The sequence below is a fragment of the Pseudomonas sp. EL_65y_Pfl2_R95 genome, from assembly GCF_963971045.1.
GTDB lineage: Bacteria > Pseudomonadota > Gammaproteobacteria > Pseudomonadales > Pseudomonadaceae > Aquipseudomonas.
On sequence record NZ_CAXAOV010000009.1, the window covers coordinates 1 to 21601 of the forward strand.

The 21601-nt window shown below is 54.5% G+C and carries 13 protein-coding genes and 1 pseudogene; 11 read left to right on the top strand and 3 right to left on the bottom strand.

Annotated elements, in window-relative coordinates; all coding sequences use genetic code 11:
- Window positions 1-583: pseudogene (locus AACY09_RS21485) on the top strand (IS3 family transposase); the annotation flags it as partial.
- Between the two features lie 583 nt (window positions 584-1166).
- Here the strand turns inward: AACY09_RS21485 and AACY09_RS22110 are convergent.
- Entirely contained in the window at window positions 1167-1562 is a 396-nt protein-coding gene (locus AACY09_RS22110; RefSeq protein WP_445323904.1) for a lysozyme inhibitor LprI family protein, read from the bottom strand.
- Between the two features lie 73 nt (window positions 1563-1635).
- Window positions 1636-3819 (bottom strand): catalase HPII, encoded by a 2184-nt coding sequence (gene katE / locus AACY09_RS21490; RefSeq protein ID WP_445323905.1) that lies wholly within the window; start codon window positions 3817-3819, stop codon window positions 1636-1638.
- 258 nt (window positions 3820-4077) lie between these two features.
- On the opposite strand from katE, the gene AACY09_RS21495 reads away from it, so the two are divergent.
- From AACY09_RS21495 to AACY09_RS21540, 10 genes are all read left to right on the top strand, one after another.
- Window positions 4078-5217 carry a glutathione-independent formaldehyde dehydrogenase gene (locus AACY09_RS21495; protein ID WP_339490940.1) on the top strand — a complete coding sequence of 380 codons (1140 nt, stop codon included), beginning with the start codon at window positions 4078-4080 and terminating at the stop codon, window positions 5215-5217.
- A 232-nt stretch (window positions 5218-5449) separates the two neighbouring features.
- Complete coding sequence (gene glgA, locus AACY09_RS21500) at window positions 5450-6997, top strand: glycogen synthase GlgA (protein ID WP_339490941.1); 1548 nt, start codon at window positions 5450-5452, stop codon at window positions 6995-6997.
- Complete coding sequence (gene treZ, locus AACY09_RS21505) at window positions 6985-8751, top strand: malto-oligosyltrehalose trehalohydrolase (RefSeq protein WP_339490942.1); 1767 nt, start codon at window positions 6985-6987, stop codon at window positions 8749-8751. The genes glgA and treZ overlap by 13 nt, the downstream gene beginning before the upstream one ends.
- Window positions 8748-10874, top strand: coding sequence for a 4-alpha-glucanotransferase (gene malQ, locus AACY09_RS21510; protein WP_339490943.1), 2127 nt, complete (start codon window positions 8748-8750; stop codon window positions 10872-10874). The genes treZ and malQ overlap by 4 nt, the downstream gene beginning before the upstream one ends.
- Window positions 10874-13654 carry a malto-oligosyltrehalose synthase gene (treY, locus tag AACY09_RS21515; RefSeq protein ID WP_339490944.1) on the top strand — a complete coding sequence of 927 codons (2781 nt, stop codon included), beginning with the start codon at window positions 10874-10876 and terminating at the stop codon, window positions 13652-13654. The genes malQ and treY overlap by 1 nt, the downstream gene beginning before the upstream one ends.
- Window positions 13641-13997 carry a DUF2934 domain-containing protein gene (locus AACY09_RS21520; protein ID WP_339490945.1) on the top strand — a complete coding sequence of 119 codons (357 nt, stop codon included), beginning with the start codon at window positions 13641-13643 and terminating at the stop codon, window positions 13995-13997. The genes treY and AACY09_RS21520 overlap by 14 nt, the downstream gene beginning before the upstream one ends.
- On the top strand, window positions 13994-16135 hold the full coding sequence (gene glgX, locus AACY09_RS21525) for a glycogen debranching protein GlgX (RefSeq protein ID WP_339490946.1): 2142 nt from the start codon (window positions 13994-13996) through the stop codon (window positions 16133-16135). The genes AACY09_RS21520 and glgX overlap by 4 nt, the downstream gene beginning before the upstream one ends.
- A gap of 182 nt (window positions 16136-16317) precedes the next feature.
- Entirely contained in the window at window positions 16318-17196 is an 879-nt protein-coding gene (locus tag AACY09_RS21530) for an endonuclease/exonuclease/phosphatase family protein (protein WP_339490948.1), read from the top strand.
- Window positions 17193-18458, top strand: coding sequence for a cardiolipin synthase ClsB (gene clsB, locus AACY09_RS21535; protein ID WP_339490950.1), 1266 nt, complete (start codon window positions 17193-17195; stop codon window positions 18456-18458). The genes AACY09_RS21530 and clsB overlap by 4 nt, the downstream gene beginning before the upstream one ends.
- Window positions 18455-19468, top strand: a complete 1014-nt coding sequence (locus AACY09_RS21540; protein WP_339490951.1) for a UPF0104 family protein — start codon at window positions 18455-18457, stop codon at window positions 19466-19468. Before clsB ends, AACY09_RS21540 begins: the two co-directional genes overlap by 4 nt.
- Here the strand turns inward: AACY09_RS21540 and glgB are convergent.
- On the bottom strand, window positions 19430-21592 hold the full coding sequence (gene glgB, locus AACY09_RS21545) for a 1,4-alpha-glucan branching protein GlgB (protein WP_445323906.1): 2163 nt from the start codon (window positions 21590-21592) through the stop codon (window positions 19430-19432). The genes AACY09_RS21540 and glgB overlap by 39 nt on opposite strands.
- Window positions 21593-21601: the final 9 nt, after the last annotated feature.

Sequence of the window (21601 nt, forward strand, 5' to 3'; positions counted from 1 at the left end):
ACGACCGACAGTCATCATCACTTTCGACGTCATCCAAACCTGCTCAAGCCAGGGCCTGATCAAATTGTTGCAAGTGGCCCAGAACAAGTCTGGGTGGCTGACATCACCTATTTGCCAACTCATGATGATACGGCCTATCTGAGCCTTGTGACGGATGCGTTTTCGCGAAAGATCGTGGGCTATCACGTCCATGAAAGCCTGCACACTGAGTCTGTCGCCAACGCGCTTCGGCAAGCAGTAAGACACCGTGAAACTCAGCAAAAACTGGTGCATCACTCCGATAGAGGCAGCCAGTATTGTTCGGGGATGTACCAGAAACTACATGCCATATACGGCATCAGTTGCTCAATGACAGATGGGTATGACTGCTACCAAAATGCCTTGGCAGAGCGAGTGAATGGAATATTGAAAACGGAGTTTTTGCTGCATCGCCCGCAAAACCTGATGCAAGCAAAAAAGATGGTGGACGAGTCAGTAGCGATCTATAACTACGAGCGTCCACACTTGTCATTAAAATACAGAACGCCCGACGCGGTGCATCGGGCGTTAGGATGAAATAGGTGTAAACCTATTTCAGGACTAGACAGCTCATCGCTGTGTTTTGGCCGATAGGCGCTAGTTCACACTGACGGCAGGCACGATGTTTTACTTATTCGGTACATACGCCATCAGTCCGCCTTGTGACAACGCTATTGCGTGACTACTTCTGACAGCCTGTCGACTGGGCGCGAGGAGGGCGACCATTTGTCCGTTGCCAGGTTGGTTCGGGTGGCCGTCAAATGGTCTTGCTATCACCAAGAGCGGGCAAGGTGAGGTTTCGCAGACCCAGCCTGCCCACGGCTTGCTGGCTTCTCAAAACTTCAACGTTAGCCCCAATTCGGCCAATACCTTTGAGTAAAAAGCAAAGATGCTTTTTGGACTTAAGCCGAAAGCAGGCCGGTCGTAAGAGATTCGAGACAATTTCAGTTCTGTAGAACAGTCGTCTTAGTTGGCAGCTATTTCCGTTTGGACAGAAATTACAACAGCACAGTACTCAAACCATCCAATACACAATTTAACATAATATACATTATGCGAAGTATTAGGTATTTCCATGTGGATCAATTCTGCTGGTTATCAATGGGCTGCTACACCAGCTTTTGCGTCTAGTGCTTACAACGACGGCATTATTGATTGCCGCACGATAAATCACCTTCGACGCAATTCAGCTGCAGATCCAATCGTGCGGTTTGCGCTTGCGTTAGATTATCTAGGCAGGCAGATACAATCATGGGGTGCACGCTGCCATTGGCAGTTGCAGCTGACTCGAACTCACATTGAGCATCGCGATAACTGATCCAGGCGCGCTGCGCTGTTTTCAACTTGGCCAGGCCAGTTTTGCTGACTGTCTTGCCAAGGGCTGCGTACGTTTTATTCAGTGCAGCATCTGAGGCTCGGTATGACTGCGCTGCACAATCATTCATCGACGTTTGATCTTGAGCGTTCGCGCAATCAACGTCTTGGGCGAAACCACTTTGGCTGGATAAAGCATATATAAAAGCAACTGCGGACACTCGAAGCATCAGTTAGCCTCTGTAAATGAACATTGATGAGCCAATGCAGGACGAAGATTTTCAACCTCGCCCTGCAATTTGCTTAGGCTGGAATGTGTGCAGCTTTATCCTCACGCTCCCAGACACGGTGCTGCTGCAATGCCGTTACCATCTTTTCCAAAGATGATTTTGCATCTTTGCCGAGTAGCAGACCGTCATCCGCTTCAAGCCCCAGCGCCTTCGCCAATGTTTCTGACTTGTTGCACAGCGCCATTGGCTTCAAATGCTTGTAGGCTTCCAGCAGATAGTGCTTGGCGACACCACTTTTGCTCAGCGCTTCAGGATCACCGCCAGGCACAAATACGCCGTCCACAGTGATTGAGGGTGCGCCGTCAAACGTGGCATCAGGCTGGAGGCTTTTGCCCTCTGCAGTGCTAACGGCTGCGAGTGACGCTGCGATGAGTTTAGTCATTGCACCTTGATCGTCGAACATCTTTTGCGCCGCTTTCACGTCGGCAGCCTGGCAGCCAGGAAACAACAGGATGGCTATCCTGCGGCCGTTAATATCCGTTGGCAGCAGATTGGTCTGGCTCAATGCTGGAGACTTTTCAGTTTTTGCTTTAGTGGCTTTCTGTTTGCCTTTGTTCGGGGTCAAGCTGATGCCCAGATTGTCCGCCACGCGCTGGGCAAGCTCGGGATCGATATTGATCAGGATTTCCTTTACCTGCCGCTCGCGGATGAACTCACGCTCCACCTTCGAAAGCTCGAAGGTATACGCCGCCACAATATGATCCTGCTCCACAGCACTCATGCTCTGCCAGAACAAAGTGGCTTGAGAGAAATGATCAGAGAAGCTGGCTGAACGCACACGGATCTTATTGCCTTGCATTGGCTCGGGATAGGATTTAAAACCGCCAGCGGTATCGGCAGGCGGCGTTTCTCGTGGCCAGTTTCCGTCAATGGAATTTGGCTCGTAGGACGCCCGACCTTTATTGATTTGCTGGCGGTGCGGCGCGTCGCGCTGGTTGTTATGGAAAGGACATACCGGACGGTTGATCGGTATTTCATTGAAGTTCGGCCCGCCCAGGCGCAGCAGCTGTGTATCTGTGTACGAAAACAGCCGGCCTTGCAGCAAGGGATCGTTGCTGAAATCAATGCCTGGCACCAGATTGCCCACGTGGAAAGCCACTTGCTCAGTCTCAGCGAAGTAGTTATCCGGATTACGGTTAAGCACCATACGGCCGATGATTCGCACTGGGACTAACTCTTCAGGAACCAGCTTGGTAGGGTCTAACAGGTCGAAGCCGTAACGCTCTTGATCCCCCTCCTCCATGACCTGAACGCCGAGTTCCCATTCGGGGAAGTTACCGCTTTCGATATCTTCCCAAAGGCCGCGACGGTGGAAGTCTGGGTCTTTGCCCGCCAGCTTTTGTGCTTCATCCCAAACCAGGGAGCAAACGCCCGCCTTCGGCCGCCAGTGAAACTTCACCAGTTGACTCTTACCCTCGGCGTTAACCAGGCGAAAGGTATGCACGCCGAACCCTTGCATCGCACGCAAGGCTACAGGGATCGCCCGATCCGACATGGTCCAGAGCACCATATGAGCCGACTCTGGGGTCAAGGAAACGAAGTCCCAGAAGGTGTCGTGAGCAGATGCGCCAGTCGGTATCTCGTTATGCGGTTCAGGTTTTACCGCATGTACAAAGTCTGGGAATTTGATGGCGTCCTGAATAAAGAACACCGGCATATTATTGCCCACCAGGTCGTAGTTGCCTTCGTCGGTGTAGAACTTCACGGCAAATCCACGCACATCGCGCACGGTATCTGCCGAACCACGGGGGCCTTGTACAGTCGAAAAACGTGCAAATACTGGGGTTCGCTTGCCAGGCTGACGTAAAAAGTTCGCATGGGTGAGGTCTTCAAGCGAATCGGTCACTTCGAAATAGCCATGGGCCGCAGTGCCTCGGGCATGAACCACGCGTTCTGGAATTCTTTCATGGTCAAAATGAGTGATTTTCTCCCGCATGATGAAATCTTCCATCAACGTCGGGCCGCGTTCACCTGCGGTTAAGCTGTTTTGATTGTCGGCGATTCGGGTACCCGTGTTGGTGGTCAATGCCTGGTCAGTTGCGTCTTCGCGAAATTGCTCGAGTTGCTCAAGCTTGGCATTAGTGTTTTTGCGGTCGAGTGCATCGACACCCGCTAGCTGGCTTTTAGTGCCGCTTTTTTCACTTTTACCTTTCATAGAAGTGCTCCTCTGGCTCGTGTTAGGAAGACTGGGATTCAGCGAATTTGATTGAGCCCTCGGTGCAATAGTTCATGCCTTTTTTCTACGGGCTGATCGATGGCCGCTCTCCCCTAGCCCGCGGGGCTACCAATGAACGCTTATTAGCGACTGCGCCACCCCAGCAGCTTCGTTATTGCGCTGTTGGCGACTACGCGCTCGTACAAATAACTTGAACCCCGAGCTTTTCGAAGAGGACCAAATTAGTAGCGAACGGTAAGTAAATACCCCTCAGCGCGACATGGACTCTTGGAGAACAGCATGAAAGCCATTGTTTATAACGGCCCCTATGACGTCAGCGTGCAAAACGTACCCGATGCCAAAATCGAACAGCACACCGATGCATTGATACGCATTACAACAACCAATATTTGCGGCTCCGATCTGCATATGTATGAGGGGCGCACCAGTTTTGAGTCGGGGCGGATCATCGGCCATGAAAACCTGGGTGAAGTGATCGAAGTTGGCAAAGCGGTTCAGTATTTAAAAGTCGGCGACAGAGTTTGTCTGCCGTTCAATGTTGGCTGTGGTTTTTGCGCTAATTGCGAGAAAGGATTGACCGGATTCTGCCTGACTGCAAACCCGGGCTCGGCCGGCGCCGCGTATGGCTTTGCTGACATGGGCCCCTATGAAGGTGGCCAAGCTGAGTTGCTACGAGTGCCCTTTGCCGAGTTCAACTGCTTGGTCCTACCGGAAGACGCACAGGAGCGTGAAGAGGATTATGTGATGCTTTCTGACATCTTCCCGACCGGCTGGCACGCAACTGAGCTAGCTGGATTGCAGGCGGGTGAAAGCATCGCCATTTATGGCGCCGGGCCGGTTGGATTAATGGCGGCTCACTCCGCTTTAATTAAAGGCGCGGCTCAGGTCTTTGTAGTAGATGATCAAGCTGATCGACTAAAACTCGCCGAACAGATCGGTGCCACTCCGATCAACTCCGTCGAGCAAGATGCAGTGGATAAAATCCTCAATCTCACCGACGGTCAAGGCACAGACCGGGGTTGTGAGTGCGTGGGTTACCAATGCTGTGATCACCATGGGCATGAGGTAAACCATCTGACGATGAACAACTTGGTGGCCTCGACGAAAGCCACGGGCGGAATTGGTGTGGTCGGCGTGTTCGTGCCTGAGGACCCAGGTGCAGAAAATGAATTGGCCAAAGAAGGTAAAATGGCATTCGATTTTGGTGCCTTCTGGTTTAAAGGCCAGCAGATCCGCACCGGTCAAGCCAATGTCAAAGCTTACAACCGCCGGCTCGCCGCGCTAATTCACAATGATCGTGCCAAGCCTTCGCAGATCATTTCCCACCGTCTGAAACTCGCTGAGGGGCCCGAAGCTTACAAGCATTTCGACTCCCGCGACAAAGGCTGGACCAAAGTCATATTAAAGCCAAATGCTTGATGCGTAGCGCGGGCCTAGCCATGAGATGCGTCATCTCGCTTCGCGCTGTTGGTCTAGGCCTGTAACTGACATACGCAAAAAATAGGTCGAACCTTTTTCTCAGGCTTTATGTCGATCATTTATACGGGTTTCGCCCGATAAGTTGCACCCATCATGTAATCAGATTTCTACAACTCGTCCTTCGGGAGAGTACGCGCTCGGCTTGATGAAGTTTGGCACTTAGGAGAATGACATGGGCAATGCGGTAGCAGCGGTTGATACACAAGACTTAAGGCCCCAACGCGCGCAGGAGCTGTTTTTCAGAACGCCTGCCCGGCAAAGAGGCCTGTTTGTCAGCCCAGAATTGAACGATCTGATCAAGGTCGGTGGTTTGGGTGATGTTGCCGCATCACTACCGCGCGCCTTAAGCCGTTACTACGATATGCGGGTGTTGATTCCTGGCTACCGCCAAGTGCTAAACAGCGGCTACCCGCTTGAAGTGGTCGCGACACTGGAGGGCCATGCCGCATTGCCCAGTTGCCAGATTGGCCAGATGGAGATGCGCGACGGCTTGATCGTCTATGTTGTCCTCTGTGACACGCTGTATGACCGCACGGGCAACCCCTACTGCGACAGCAGCGGTCGCGACTGGCCCGATAACCATATCCGTTTCGCCCGCTTAGCATTGGCGGCCGCACAAATGGCTGCCGGCGCTCCGCACCTAGACTGGCAACCTGACCTGGTGCATGCCAACGACTGGCCAACAGGTCTGACGCCCTGCTACATGCAATTGATGGGGCTGAATTTGCCAAGCATCTTCACCATTCACAACCTGGCCTATATGGGTTTGTTTGAGCAGCGCTGCCTGTGTGAACTGGGTTTGCCGCAGCGGTTTGCCAACCCTGAAGGCTTCGAGTACTACGGCCAACTGTCATTTCTAAAGGCAGGTATTAATTATGCCAGCCACATCACCACGGTCAGCCAGTCTTATGCCCGTGAAATCACCACTCCCGAGCGTGGCTGCGGGCTTGAGGGTGTACTTCGGCAAAAGAGCCATCAAGCACTTCTCAGCGGAATAGCCAATGGCATTGACAGCGATTTTGACCCTTCTGCTGATCACCATCTGGTGAGCAAATTCAGTTATAGGAATTGGAAAAACAGAGCAGACAACGCGCGGTATCTGGAGCAGTACTTTGCAATTGAACAAGATAGCGGTCCGCTGTTTGGCATCGTCTCACGTCTGGTTCAGCAAAAAGGTATCGACCTGACCCTTGAGGTGGCGGACCACCTGGTGAGCAAAGGCGGCCGGCTGATTGTATTCGGGCGTGGTGAGCCGGAGTTGGAAGAGCGGGTTAAGGCACTCGAATCACGCTACCCCCGGCGAGTCGGCGTGCATATCGACTTCAATGAAACGGTGGCGCGCAGGATATTTGCCGGAAGCGATTTTCTGCTGATGCCATCGATTTACGAGCCCTGCGGCCTCAGCCAGATGTACGCGCAATGTTTTGGCGCTCTCCCCATTGCCCACCGCACAGGCGGCCTGGCGGATACGATTGAAGACGGCGTAACCGGGATTCTCTTTGACAGACCCTGTGCCGAGGCATACCGAGCGGCGCTGGATAGAGCTTTCGACATATATGCCGATCCGCCACTAATTGCTGCAATGCGCGGTAAAGCAATGGTCGCGCCCAACTACTGGCATCAAGCGGTAAAACCCTATGTCAGCCTGTATCAGACCTTGATTCACGACAAGCCAGAGCAATATGGCAGCTTTGAAGTGATCGAAGAATGTCGGCTCTGAAGCCTACCCACGGCAGCCGCTTACTGACGCCGGAGCAAACTCGGTTTCGCCTGTGGGCACCGGATGCCGATCAGGTTGAAGTGCGGATTGTGGACGCTGACAAACATCAGCTAACTCGCTGTGCGCAGGGTTGGTTTGAAGCCGATGTTTCGGTCGGGGCTGGGGCCCTCTATCGCTATTTGATTAATGCTGAGCTTGAGGTTCCTGACCCGGCTTCCAGGCAGCAACTCCACGGGCCGCACGGGCCTAGCGTGGTAGTCGATCACAGTGCCTATCAATGGACGACGCAGAACTGGTCTGGACGCCCTTGGGAACAGGTGGTCATCTATGAGCTGCATGTGGGTGCAATTGGTGGCTTTAAGCAGGTAGAAGCCTGGTTACCGCGCCTGCATAAACTGGGTATCACTGCCCTTGAGTTGATGCCATTGAATGAGTTTCCCGGGGCCCGCAATTGGGGATATGACGGCGTACTGCCCTTTGCGCCTCAATCCAGCTATGGCACGCCGGACGAACTTAAGCACCTTATAGACAGCGCCCATGCGCAGGGCATCATGGTTTTCGTTGACGTGGTATATAACCATTTCGGACCAGACGGCAACTTTCTCGCTCAGTATGCGGGTTGTTTTTTTAACGATGAAATTCCAACGCTGTGGGGCGCAGGCATTGATTTCAGCCGGCAACCTGTGCGCGATTTCTTTATCGAAAATGCGCTGATGTGGGTCCATGATTACCGCATTGATGGCCTGCGGCTGGATGCCGTACACGCAATCAGTGATCAGCTGTTCTTGAATGAACTGAGTGATCGCCTGAACAGCAGCATCGTGGACGGGCGCCACCTGCATCTGATTCTTGAGAATGAGCACAATGATGCTCAACTGCTTGAAGAGCATTACACCGCGCAGTGGAATGATGACGGCCACAATGTATTGCACGCATTGCTTACGGATGAGCGTGACAGTTACTACGCAGAGTTTGCTGCGAATACCACCGAAAAACTCGCGCGTTTCCTCGAATCCGGCTTTGTATTCCAAGGCGAGAACAGCCGCCACGGCAACGCGCGGGGCAAACCCAGCGGGCATCTCGATGCAAATCGGTTTGTGCTGTTTTTACAAAACCATGACCAAATTGGTAATCGCGCGCTGGGCGAGCGGTTAATTCATCTTACCGGCGAGGCACAACTCAAGGCTGCGACCGCGCTCTTGCTGCTTTGCCCTATGGTGCCGCTGCTATTTATGGGCGAAGAATGGGGCTGTACAGCACCCTTTCTCTTCTTTACCGACCATAACAATGAACTGGCCCAAGCCGTGCGTGAGGGCCGCCGCCACGAGTTCCGTGAGTTCCCAGCATTCGCCGATGAAGCGCAACGCGAACGTATTCCAGATCCAAACGCCCTCTCCTCTTTTACCCGCTCGCAACCTCTTGAGCCGCAAGCAGACAACCCTGAGCAGCAAGCTTGGCAGGGCTACTACCAACGACTATTAGCGTTGCGCCAGCATTTTATTGTGCCGCGTTTAAAGGGTGCTAGATCAGTCGGTGTAGAGGTGCTCGCCGATAAAGCTGTTTGTGCTCGATGGCGAATGGGCGATGGTGCTTTATTACGAATAGATTTGAATCTAAGTGATCAACCCTGCGCGCTTGTCGCGGTTGCGACCAATGCGCAAACCGTCTTTGCCGTCGGCGCGGGGCTTGAATCCTTAACCCATCAGCAACTGCCAGCTTTTAGTTGCTTAGTGACCTTGGATGCGCCGCTATGAATGGCAACCCACTGGTCAACTTGGCCACCCTCGTCGGGCTCAGCGTCGAATGGACCGATGCCTATGGTCGACCTCAAACGGTCTCAGATCAGACGCTAATCAAACTCTTGACGGCGCTCGGTTACCCGTCTCATTCCGACGAGGAAATGCTCAGCAGCCTTGATCACGCGCGGCAAGATCACGCTGCGGCACACAGAGGCCCCTTAATAACCCATATTGGTGGGCAACCGTGCCCGCTCGGTGCACGTTTTGCGGGTCTGAGCTTGTGCACAATCATTACCGAAGGCGGCGAGCAAATAGAAACCCAGCTGGATCAAGAGGCCTGTCTGAATCACCCCTTGGGTTATGGCTATCATCAGCTATTTATCGGCGATCAGCAGATTACTTTGGCGGTTACGCCCCCTGCCTGCCAAAGCGTGGAGAGCCTTGTCGCAGAGCCTGCCCCCCGTATTTGGGGGCTCAGTGCGCAGCTGTATGCGTTGCGCCGCAGCGGGGACGGCGGCGTGGGTGATTCACTGGCGTTGCAGAACTTGGCCATTGAAGCAGCCCATGCGGGTGCGGACGTTCTGGCCATTAGTCCGGTGCATGCAATGTTCAGCGATATGCCAGACATCTACAGCCCTTATTCACCGTCTAATCGATCGTTTTTCAATATCCTTTATGCAGCGCCCGAGCAGGTATTTGGCCGCAAAGCCGTAGACCAGGCCATCGAAGCTTGCAACTTAAGCCCTCAGTTGACGAGGCTAGAATCCGAGGAACTGGTCGACTGGCAAGGGGTTAGCGTTTCACGCCAGCAACTGCTGCGCCACCTTTATGAAACCTTGCTGGAAGAACAGAGCCTGCTGCTTACTGATTTCCGACAGTTTTGTGCGCAGGGGGCAAGCGAGCTTCACCAGCATGCCTGCTTCGAGGCACTGCACGCGCATTTCAACCTCGAGTTGAACGTCACCGACTGGCGATTATGGCCAGAGGGCTACAGAGAACCCAAGAGCCCGGAAGTCGCTGCGTTTATGGCGGAGCATGAGGATGAAGTTGGTTTTCATCTGTTCAATCAATGGCTGGTCGCCCGCTGCTTGCAACAGACTCAAACAGACTGCATCGACGCAGGCATGCGTATAGGCTTGATCAATGACCTGGCGGTTGGGGTTCAGCCTCAGGGCAGTTTTTCATGGGCCCGGCAAAACGAGTTATTACCCTCAGTAACGGTCGGCGCACCCCCCGATATTTTCAATTCTTCGGGTCAGAACTGGGGCGTGACCGCCTTTTCTCCGAGCGGTCTACGGAGCCATGGTTACCGAGCTTTTATCGAGACGCTGCAAGCCAACTTGGCGTATGCCGGCGGCCTGCGAATCGATCATGTCATGGGGCTGCAGCGCCTATGGATTATTCCCGAAGGCAGTCACCCCAGTGAAGGGGCTTATATCAACTACCCTTTCGAGGACCTGATGCGTTTAATGGCCTTGGAATCATGGCGCAACAACGCCTTGATAATCGGTGAGGACCTGGGCACGGTCCCCGAGGGGTTGCGCGAATCGCTGGCTGAGAGTTCGGTGCTGGGCATGCGGGTATTACTGTTTGAGCAGGATCACAGCGGTCAGTTTATTCCCGCAGATCTGTGGCCCGATAACGCATTGGCCACCACCACTACCCATGACTTGCCCAGCATACTGGGCTGGATACAGGGCAAAGATATTCATTGGCGTCACCACTTAGGCCAACGCAGCGACGAACAGGCCATAGAGGATTTTCGCCTGCGCTGCTCAGAGCGTAATGCGCTAAATACAGCCCTGAAACATGCCGGCCAGAGCACGGCGGATCTCACCTCAGCTGAAAACCAGTTGGATGCCTGTATTGGATTTCTAGGCTCCTGCCCTGCCCCGTTGGTGCTGCTACCGCTGGAAGATGCCATGGGTTCTGAAGAGCAACCTAATTTCCCTGGTCCCCAAGCGCAGCATCCTAACTGGCGCAGAAGATGGCCTGAACAGGCGAGTGAGATGTTCAAGGGGGCGGATGTACAACGCCGGCTGCAGCGTTTGAATCTGTCCAGGCACAGCGGCCAGCAGATGGGGAACAGTGAAGCCAAAACCAATCCTGTCCCCATAGACGAAGGGCGAGGTCATTAATGAATGAGCTCAGCGCGACCGTGCGGTTGCAGTGTCATGCAGACTTCACCCTGGATGACGTCAGTGCTCAGCTGGACTACTTTGCCCGGCTTGGTATCAGCCATGTTTACCTTTCCCCCATCTTCCAAGCCGTTGCAGGTTCTGTGCACGGCTATGACGGCGTTGACCCGAGCCAGGTCAATAGCGACTTGGGCGGCGAGCCGGCTTTAGAGCGGCTGGTTGCGGCCCTACGCGCCCGCAAGATGGGCCTGATTCTCGACATTGTGCCCAATCATATGCAGGTCGCTGATAACGCCAATAGCTGGTGGCAAAGCGTGCTTGAATGGGGGCAACTGAGCCCCTATGCCGATTTTTTTGATATTGACTGGCTCAGCCCGGTGCCGGGGTTGCGCGGCAAGGTGTTAGCGCCGGTGCTCGATGGCGATCTAGACGCCAATCTTGATAATCAAGCCTTGCAGCTAATCTTTTGCACCACCCGCAGGCGTTTTTATATTGAGTACTTCGATCAACGTTTTCCGCTGTGTCCATCGAGCTATGCGCAAATTCTTAACCCGACCGACGCCCCTGAACTGAATACATTGGCCAGTGCTTTTGGCGCAGCCGTTCCAACCGCGAAGAACGCAGCCCTGCGCAAATCGCTGGCTGATTTTTACCGGCAAGCGGGCAATGCTTCGATTTTGCAGGCTCAACTGCAGCGGTTCAATCCAGCTACCGATGACGGCAAACAGCGCCTTAAACAGCTGCTGACATGCCAGCATTTTTACTTGAGTGATTGGCGTTCTGCTCAGGACATCATCAACTGGCGACGTTTTTTCGATATCAATCAATTGGGCAGTCTGCGCATGGAGCGCGGCGATGTATTTGAAACAGTCCACGCCAAAGTATTCGAGCTGATAGCGCGTGGATGGGTGGACGGGCTGCGCATTGATCACATCGATGGTTTGGCCGATCCCTCGCACTACTGTCGTCGCCTTCGGCGCAGGCTAGACGGTTTGCAGAGCCAACGCCCGGCACATCTCCAGACCACTGCGATTGCGATCTATGTCGAGAAAATTCAGGGCGCCGAGCAGCAGCTCCCGGTCGATTGGCCCGTGCAAGGGACCACTGGCTATGACTTCATGAACGATATATCGGCGGTTCTGCATGATCCCCAAGCAGCCGAGCCGTTACGCACACTGTGGCAACAACAAACCGGCAGAACAGCCGACTTTATTGAGGAAGTAAGGGTCGCCAGGGCATTGCTGTTGGAGACCTCTCTGAAAGCTGACTTTGAACGGCAGGTGCGCGGCCTCCTTGCACTCACCAAACTGCATCCTAGCGATCATGACCAGAGCCCCTCGGCAATCCGCCGAGTGCTGCGCGAAATACTCCTGCACTTTCCTGTTTACCGGCTCTACCCAGGCCCATGTGGACGTTCAGCACAAGACCAGGCGATTATGCGCAAGGTACTGACGACTGCCGGCGAGCACCTTGCCGACGGTGACCGGGCTCTGTTGCTACAAATCGACCACTGGTTAGGCGCAACACCTTTGCGTGAGTGGCCAGCGAATGGCACTCGTCAGTTAGCGCGCAAGGTGGTTGCCCAGTTCAACCAGCTAACTGCACCACTGGCGGCTAAATCTGTAGAAGACACTGCTTGCTACCGGCATGGGGTTCTGCTGTCACGTAATGATGTCGGGTTTGACCCCGAGCACCTGGCGCTGCCGGTGGAGCAGTTTCACCAGCGCTGTTCGCAGCGTAGCAAACAGCATCCGTTTGCCATGCTCACCACCGCTACGCACGATAACAAACGCGGCGAAGACCTCCGCGCTCGCCTGGCCGTGGTCAGTGAAAATCCTCAGCGCTACGCCCGCGGGGCGCAAAATTGGTTGAACCAGATCAAACAGTTACAGGGCTCAAGCGTCGAGCCTCACGACCTGCTGATGCTTTATCAAATGCTGTTGGGAGGCTGGCCGTTACAACCCCAGCAGCTTGATGATTTTCTGCCACGCTTGCAGCAATGGTGGCTAAAGGCACTGCGCGAAGCAAAACTGCGAAGCAGTTGGGGACAACCTGATGAGGCCTACGAGGCCGCGTGTGCGGCACTGCTCAACGATCTGTTTACCTCATCCAAGTACGCGGCATTGCTTGCCTCCATTGAGCAAGCGGCCATGACGTTAGCGCCAGCCGGAGCGATCAACGCGCTAACGCAAGCGCTGTTGAAAATGACCACACCGGGCGTCCCTGATTTGTATCAAGGCTGTGATCTATGGGACTTCACCTTTGTCGATCCAGACAACCGCCAGCCGGTGGATTTTAACCGGCGTAGCACCGCACTTAACCTGGCTGTTAGCCCCTCTGCACTTCTGGAAAGCTGGCGTGATGGGCGGGTTAAACAATGGCTAATCGCCAAGGTGCTAAATCACCGTCTGAGCGGCCATGCCTTGTACAGCCAGGGTGAATACCTGCCATTGAACATACAGGGGCGCCACGCCAATCACTTGATCGCCTTCGCCCGTGCAGACAAGGAAGCGCTGGATATCATCGTTGCACCTCGTCTGGTTCAAGGCTTGCTGGGTGCTGCCAGCACACCGCTTATTCACACCTCTGCGTGGCAGGACACCTGGTTGCAACTGCCTGGGTCCATTGCCGCCAATGCCCAACTACAGGGCTTGTTCTGCAACAAGGTCTTTTCCGCCAGCAACAATCGATTACCGGTCCAGGCGCTGCTTGCCGACTTTCCAGTGCAGGTGTTGTGCCTAAGAACTAACCAAGGGAGCGCGTGCAATGAGCCTTTATGAAGAAAGCATTCGGCAATTGGCCTATCAAATCTGGAAGAGTGAGGGCCAGCCTGACGGGCAACATGAGCGCCATTGGCAGATGGCCCGGGAGCAAATAGATACCTCGCTGGCAGAGACGTCCAGCGTGCCGGCGCCCGCCACTGGACCGGGCACTAAAAAAAAGCGTGCCTCCGTTCAAGCCGACGAAACTCAGCTGACACAACCTGGCGTTTTGGGACAGCCGCCGGCGGCGAAAAAACCTGGGGCTAAAGCGCCTGCCTCTAAGCCTCGATCAGTGGCGGGCGCCAAGCCTGCTGCGAAAGCGCGCAAACCCAAAACCCCAGCAGGAAGCGACCGACCATGAGCGCTCAATTACCAGATCAAGAGACAGAAGTTGCGAGCCGGGTTACCGAAGGAAACCGCTTTCCCCTTGGCGCAACCTGGGATGGTCTGGGGGTCAATTTCGCCCTGTTTTCCGCCCATGCCACAAGGGTTGAACTGTGCTTGTTTGACAGTGAAGGCAAGCAAGAACTGGAACGGATTACCTTGCCTGAACACACCAATGAAATTTGGCACGGCTACTTGCCCGATGCACATCCAGGGCTGGTGTACGGGTATCGCGTATATGGCCCTTATGCGCCTGAAGAGGGTCATAGGTTCAACCATAACAAGCTGTTGATAGATCCCTATGCCAAGCAATTGGTCGGCGAGCTGCGCTGGGACCCGGCGCTGTTTGGTTACACCATCGGTGCCGAGGACGGCGACCTCAGTTTCGATGAACGCGACAGTGCCGCTTTTGTTCCCAAAGCCAAAGTGATTGACCCCGCATTCACCTGGCCCGAACACAATCGCCCGAAAACGCCGTGGAGCGACACCGTCATCTACGAGACCCATTTGCGCGGTGCCAGCATGCTGCATCCCGATGTCCCTCCGGCACTTCGTGGCACCTGTGCAGGGTTTACCAGCCCGGCATTGTTGCAGCATATCCGCACCCTCGGCATCTCTGCCGTGGAACTGTTGCCCACCCACGCGTTCCTCGATGATCAGCACCTGCTCGAACGAGAGTTGAGCAATTACTGGGGATACAACAGCATTGCCTTCTTTGCCCCTCAGCCGGCGTATCTGGCCAGTGGCAAAGTCAATGAATTCAAGGAAATGGTCGCTCGCCTTCACGACGCCGACCTCGAAGTCATTCTCGATGTGGTTTATAACCACACCGCCGAGGGCAATCAGCTCGGCCCGACTATCTCCATGCGCGGCATTGATAACGCCAGCTATTACCGCCTTATGCCTGACGAACCCCGTTATTACGTTAATGATTCCGGTACCGGTAACACCCTGGACATGGCCCACCCTTGCGTATTGCAGATGGTCACCGATTCGCTGCGCTACTGGGCGACTGAGATGCAGGTCGATGGCTTTCGATTTGACCTGGCTACGATCCTGGGCCGTGATGAACAAGGATTTGATGAACGTCACGCCTTTCTGGTTTCCTGCCGGCAAGACCCTATATTGAGTCAGCTGAAACTGATCGCCGAGCCATGGGACTGCGGGCTGGGCGGTTATCAGGTCGGTGGCTTTCCGCCTGGCTGGGCTGAATGGAATGATCGCTTTCGCAACAACATGCGTGCCTATTGGCGAGGCGACGAAGGCCAGCTCGCCGAATTCGCCAGACGCCTGACCGCCTCAGGCGATCTGTTCGATGAGCGCGGCCGCAGGCCCTATGCCTCGATTAACTTCATTACTTCCCACGATGGCTACACCTTGCGCGATCTTGTCTGTTATGAGCAAAAGCACAACGAAGCCAACGGCGAAAACAATGCAGACGGTCACGATCATAATCTCAGCTGCAACTACGGCGTTGAAGGCGACAGTGACGATGAGCAGATAGAAGCCTTGAGGCTGCGCCAGATGCGCAATCTGATGAGTTCTCTGGTGCTGTCACAAGGCACACCTATGCTGCTCGCCGGAGATGAATTCGGGCGTACCCAGCGCGGCAGTAATAACGCCTACTGCCAAGATAACGAGATCAGTTGGCTGAACTGGAAATTGTCTGAACAGTCGGCCAGCTTCTTAGCATTTAGCCGGCGCCTACTGAGCCTGCGCCGCGCCTACCCGATTTTGCGCAGAGGGCGTTTTTTAGTCGGTGAGTACAACGAAGAGCTTGGCCTTCGAGACGTCACCTGGCTGCGCCCCGATGGACAAATGATGGAGGACGACAACTGGGACGACCCACACGCCCGGACCTTAGGCGTGTTGTTTGATGGACGAGCGCAGCCCACAGGCGTTCATCGCGGCGGTGAAGATACAACGGTACTGTTGTTATTCAATGCCCACGATCAATCGGTTGATTTCCACCTGCCGGACGTCAACGGCGGCAAACAATGGCGCTGTTTACTCGACACGGCTCAGCCCGAGCTGGGTAATGGTCAGTCGCACCCCGTGGCAACCACGTTCACATTGGAAGGCCGCTGCATGATGTTGTTTGAGTTGATGAGCTAAGGCCGCAGGGCAATTTAACCGGAGAAAAAGGCTGAACTCTGCGCGCCCCGCGCGAGTCACTATTCTCACGTGCCCAGGTAATCAACCGGGCGTGAGACCAGCAATTTAATACGTAAAGGCAAATCACACCGTGGCACGCCAAGGGGGCGCTATCGAACTTAATCCGCACATGGGGAGGGTAAATGTTGAGTCTCGGCAAGCAATCAGGTGCTAAAACAGCTGCAGGTATGGCGCAAACTGTGAGCGCTTCGCCAACGGGTGAAACAGCCCCCGGCAGTTCCACGCCTAAGCCATTTACGGAACAGCCGCGACCCTCCACCAACCTTACCTCCCTGCGGATTCTCACGGTTAATACCCATAAGGGTTTTAATTGGTTGAACCGCCGCTACATCCTCCCTGAATTACGCGACGCTGTGCGTACGTTGTCCACCGATGTCGTGTTTCTGCAAGAAGTGCTGGGCGTGCACCATGGCCATGCCTCACGCTTCACGAGCTGGGCCAACGCCCCGCAGTACGAATTCTTGGCCGATACCATGTGGCATGAGTACGCCTACGGCCGCAACGCGGTGTATCCCGAAGGCCATCACGGCAATGCGTTGCTCTCCAAGTTTCCAATTCTACGCCATGAAAATTTAGACATCTCGGTAAGCGGCCACGAAGAGCGCGGCTTACTTCATTCAGTCCTCGACGTGCCCGGAAAGCCCGATGTTCATGCTATTTGCGTGCACCTGGGACTGCATGAAAGCCATCGTAAGCTGCAGCTTGAACTCCTCTGTGACTTGCTTGCGACGCTGCCGCCTGATGACCCGGTCATCGTTGCCGGTGACTTTAATGACTGGCGGCGCAAAGCCGATGTGCAATTAAACCAGTGCGGCTTGCATGAAGTGTTTGTTCAAACCACAGGGCAACCTGCGCGCACATTTCCCGCGCGTTTGCCTGTGCTCTGTCTGGACCGTGTTTACTTGCGTAATGCGCGCTGTGCAAAGGCGCAAGCCCATACCCGCCGCCCGTGGTCGCATTTGTCAGACCACATTCCATTGTCTGTCGAGATACTGCTATGAATTCAGCCTGGCGAGAAGGCAATCAGGTACAACTGCTAATCAACGGCGAGGGCTTTTACCCTGCCGTGTTTGACAGCATTCGTCAGGCCAAGCAACAGGTGCTGCTCGAGACCTTCATCATTTTCGACGATGACGTTGGCAAGCAGTTGCGGGATGCGTTAATCCAGGCGGCAAACAACGGCGCTCAGGTTGAGATAATGGTCGACGGTTACGGCACAGCCGAGCTCGGCAGCGATTACATAGCCGGACTCACAGACGCCGGAATTAACGTGCACATGTATGACCCGCGTCCACGGGTTATGGGTTATCGCACTAATATATTCCGTCGCTTGCACCGTAAAATCGTGGTGGTGGACGGCAAAGAGGCTTATGTCGGCGGCATAAACTTCGGCAACGATCACTTGGCGGCCTATGGCCCGAAAACCAAGCAAGACTATGCGGTTCGTGTGGTCGGTCCCGGGGTCAGCGACATCCATCAAGCCAGCTTGGATTTATTCAACCTGGTACCGGGTGCCGCGCAGCGTATGGCGCCCATACCGGCCAGTGAACAACCCCATGCTGGCGATGCTGCGATTCAAATCGCAATCCGCGACAACGATCAGCATAAGCGTGACATTGAACAGCAATATATTGACGTTATACGCGGCGCTTCACAGCGTCTGAGTATTGCTAATGCGTATTTCTATCCCGGCTACCACCTATTGCGCGAACTGCGGCGGGCGGCGCGGCGTGGAGTCAAGGTTACCTTGATTCTGCAAGGTGAGCCCGATATGCCGTGGGTCAGAGCTTTAGGGCAATTGCTCTACGGTTACTTGATCAAGGACGGTGTGGTAATTCATGAATACTGTCGCCGGCCGCTGCATGGCAAAGTCGCACTGGTGGACGACGACTGGGCCAGCGTGGGTTCTAGCAATTTGGACCCTCTCAGCTTGTCGCTGAACTTGGAAGCCAATGTGAATATTCGTGATCGCCAATTCACTCAAGACTTGTACCAGCATTTAACCACCTTGGCGGCTGATCAGTGCCAGGAAATAACCCAGGAAACGGTCCTCCGCGGCTACTGGTGGCGCGCTCCCCTCGCCTTTATTGGCTATCACTTCACCCGCCACTTTCCAGCCATGACCGGGTTGTTGCCCGCCCATACCCCGCGTTTAAAGCCCGCGAGCCAGTCAGGTTTGCAGTCAGAACAGACATTGGAACAAGCGCAAAGCGCGGACACACCGCTGTCGACATTGTCACTGGATGAAGAGAGCCGACGATGAGCACCGAAAAAAATCAGGATACGCGCGCGAAAGGCGATAAAAAACGCCCGAACAAGCATTGGAAACTGATACGCCGCCTGCTGACAGTGGCCTTTATTATTTTGATACCTACCTTGTTATATATCCAAACCAAGGACCTGAAGTGGGATGAGTTGGTGGGTGCACTGGAAGGCTATTCAGCCACCACCCTGGTGTACTGCGTGGCAGCTGCAATTGCCAGTTTCATCACCTATTCAGCGTTTGATCTTTTGGGCCGGCAGTACACGGGCCACTCGCTTGCTACCTTCAAGGTCATGGTCACGACCTTCGTCTGTTATATATTTACCATTAACCTGAGCGCATTTGTCGGCGGTATAGCGCTGCGCTACCGGCTCTATTCCCGTTACGGATTATCAACCGCTACCATCACCCGGATCTTGAGCTTTAGCCTGATCACCAATTGGGGTGGCTACTTGCTCCTGGCGGGGTCGATCTTTTCCCTAGGCCTGTTGGACCTGCCCAAAAGCTGGAAAATTGGCGACACGGGGTTGCAAGTCTTGGGCGGCGTCATGCTGCTGGTGGGTTTAGGCTACCTGGCAGCCTGTGCATTTTCCAAGCGCAGAAGCTGGACGGTGCGCGACCATGAAATTGAATTACCGCCTATTCAGCTTGCTTTGTTGCAGATGGTGCTAGGGGGATTGAACTGGGCATTGATGGGCCTGGTTATTTATCTGTTGATGCCCGAGGAAGCCTTCTATCCAGCCGTATTGGGTATTTTGTTGATCAGCAGCGTTGCCGGTGTGATCACTCACATACCCGGTGGGCTTGGCGTATTGGAAACGGTGTTTATTACGCTGCTGCAACATGAGTTTAGTAAAAGCGAGATCCTCGCTGCGCTCATCGGCTACCGGGTTATTTACTATTTGATGCCGTTGGGCGTCGCACTGATTATCTACCTGGTGCTTGAGCAGCGGGCAAGAAACCGTCCTGATTCACACGCCAGTGCTGAGCCGGAGCACCAGAGTAGCTAAGGGCGGCAGGGTCAATTCCAGTGATTGCGCCTTGCCGTGGGCGTTAACAGAGTGGGTTGATACCCGGTTCTGCGACCCTGCATCCGAGCCGCAGAAGCGTTCGCAGTCACTGTTGAGAATCACCTCCCAGGCACCCCCCAAGGGAACTCCGACCCGATAGTTCGTGCGCGGCACTGGGGTGAAGTTATGTACGACCAACAGCGGTGCATGGCTGTCGGCGGCGAAACGCAACCAGGCAAATATGCTGTTGGTGTTATCGTCGCCGATCAACCATTCAAACCCCTTGGCCTCACTGTCCAACTCGTGCAGCGCCGGTTCCCTCCGGTAGAGCTGGTTCAACTCCCCTACCAAAGCCCGTACGCCCTGATGTTCAGGATATTGCAGCAAATACCAATCGAGTTGCTGGTCATGGTCCCACTCGCGCCACTGACCAAACTCACAGCCCATAAACAACAGTTTCTTACCCGGGTGGGTCCACATATAACTCAGGTACAGACGCAAATTAGCGAATTTCTGCCAGCGATCACCGGGCATTTTATCGAGTAGCGAGCGTTTGCCATGAACCACTTCATCATGGGAAATAGGTAAAACAAAATGCTCAGAGAACGCATAGTGCAAACCGAAGGTGACCTCGTGATGGTGGTAATTTCGGTGTAAGGGAATTTGGCTTATGTACCTCAGCGAGTCATGCATCCAGCCCATGTTCCATTTGAATGAGAAGCCCAGTCCGCCAGTTTCTACCGCGTGGCTCACCCCCGGCCAGGCGGTGGACTCCTCGGCAATCATCAACGCGCCGGGAACCCGCTCTTTGACGACGCTATTAAGGTGGCGTAGAAAGTCGATCACCTCAAGGTTTTCGCGCCCACCATGGCGATTTGGAATCCATTCAGACTCTTTGCGCGAGTAGTCCCGGTAGAGCATTGACGCCACCGCATCTACGCGCAAGCCATCGATATGGTAGGTCTCTAACCAATGCAATGCCGCTGACAGCATAAAGCCGTGTACTTCGTTGCGCCCCAGGTTGTAGATGCAGGTATTCCAGTCTTGGTGATAACCCTCAAAGGGATGGGCATATTCATACAACGCAGTTCCATCAAACAACGCCAAGCCATGTGCATCATTGGGGAAATGCGCCGGCACCCAATCGAGAATGACGCCAATATCGGCTTGATGGCAGGCATCAACGAACGCCGCAAAGTCCGCGGGGCTGCCTAATCGAGCTGTTGGCGCAAATTGCGAAAGTGGCTGGTAACCCCAGGAGCCACCGAACGGATGTTCCATAATCGGCATGAGTTCTACGTGGCTGAAACCTAGGGCTTGAACGTAGGGAATCAATTGTGCGGCGAGCTCGCGCCAGCCGAGCAACTCATTGTCCCCCTCACCGGTGCGTCGCCATGATGTGGCATGGAGTTCATATATAGACAATGCAGTGCGTTCCGGCTCGACCTGCTCGCGCTTCTTCAGCCAGGTTTCATCGTGCCATTCGAACTGCAGCGATGTAGACACCACCGAGGCGGTGTCAGGGGGTAGTTCAGTTCGCAGTGCGTAGGGGTCTGCCTTGAGCGGCAGTACCCCATTGGGTCCCAAAATCTCATACTTATACAGTTCACCGGCTTCCAGTTCCGGTACAAACAACTCCCAAACCCCGGCGGGAGAATGGCGACGCATGGGGTGACGGCGTCCATCCCAGCCATTGAACTGGCCGACCACCGACACCCGTTGCGCATTGGGCGCCCAAACGATAAAGCGAACCCCAGGTACGTCGTCATTGTGAGTCAGTTGGGCACCAAAAATCTTGCCCAACTCACGGTGTGTGCCCTCACTGAACAGATGAATGTCCAGCTCGCCCAATTGCGATGAAAACGCGTAAGGATCGTAGATTTCCTGCGATGCGTCAGGCCATTCGATGCGCAACCGATACCTGTGAAGAAAATCCCCTTGGTAGACGAACAAGCCAGGGGCAAGTTGATCCATTTCGCCAAGCAATTCACCGCTATCGGCCTGGACAACCGCCACACGCTCTGCGCCCGGCTGATAAGTGCGGATGATCCCTGCCGCATTTTCGATATGGGGGCCTAAAATATCGAAAGGCATATCGCATTCGCCGCACAATAGGTCAGCCATGAGCGAAGC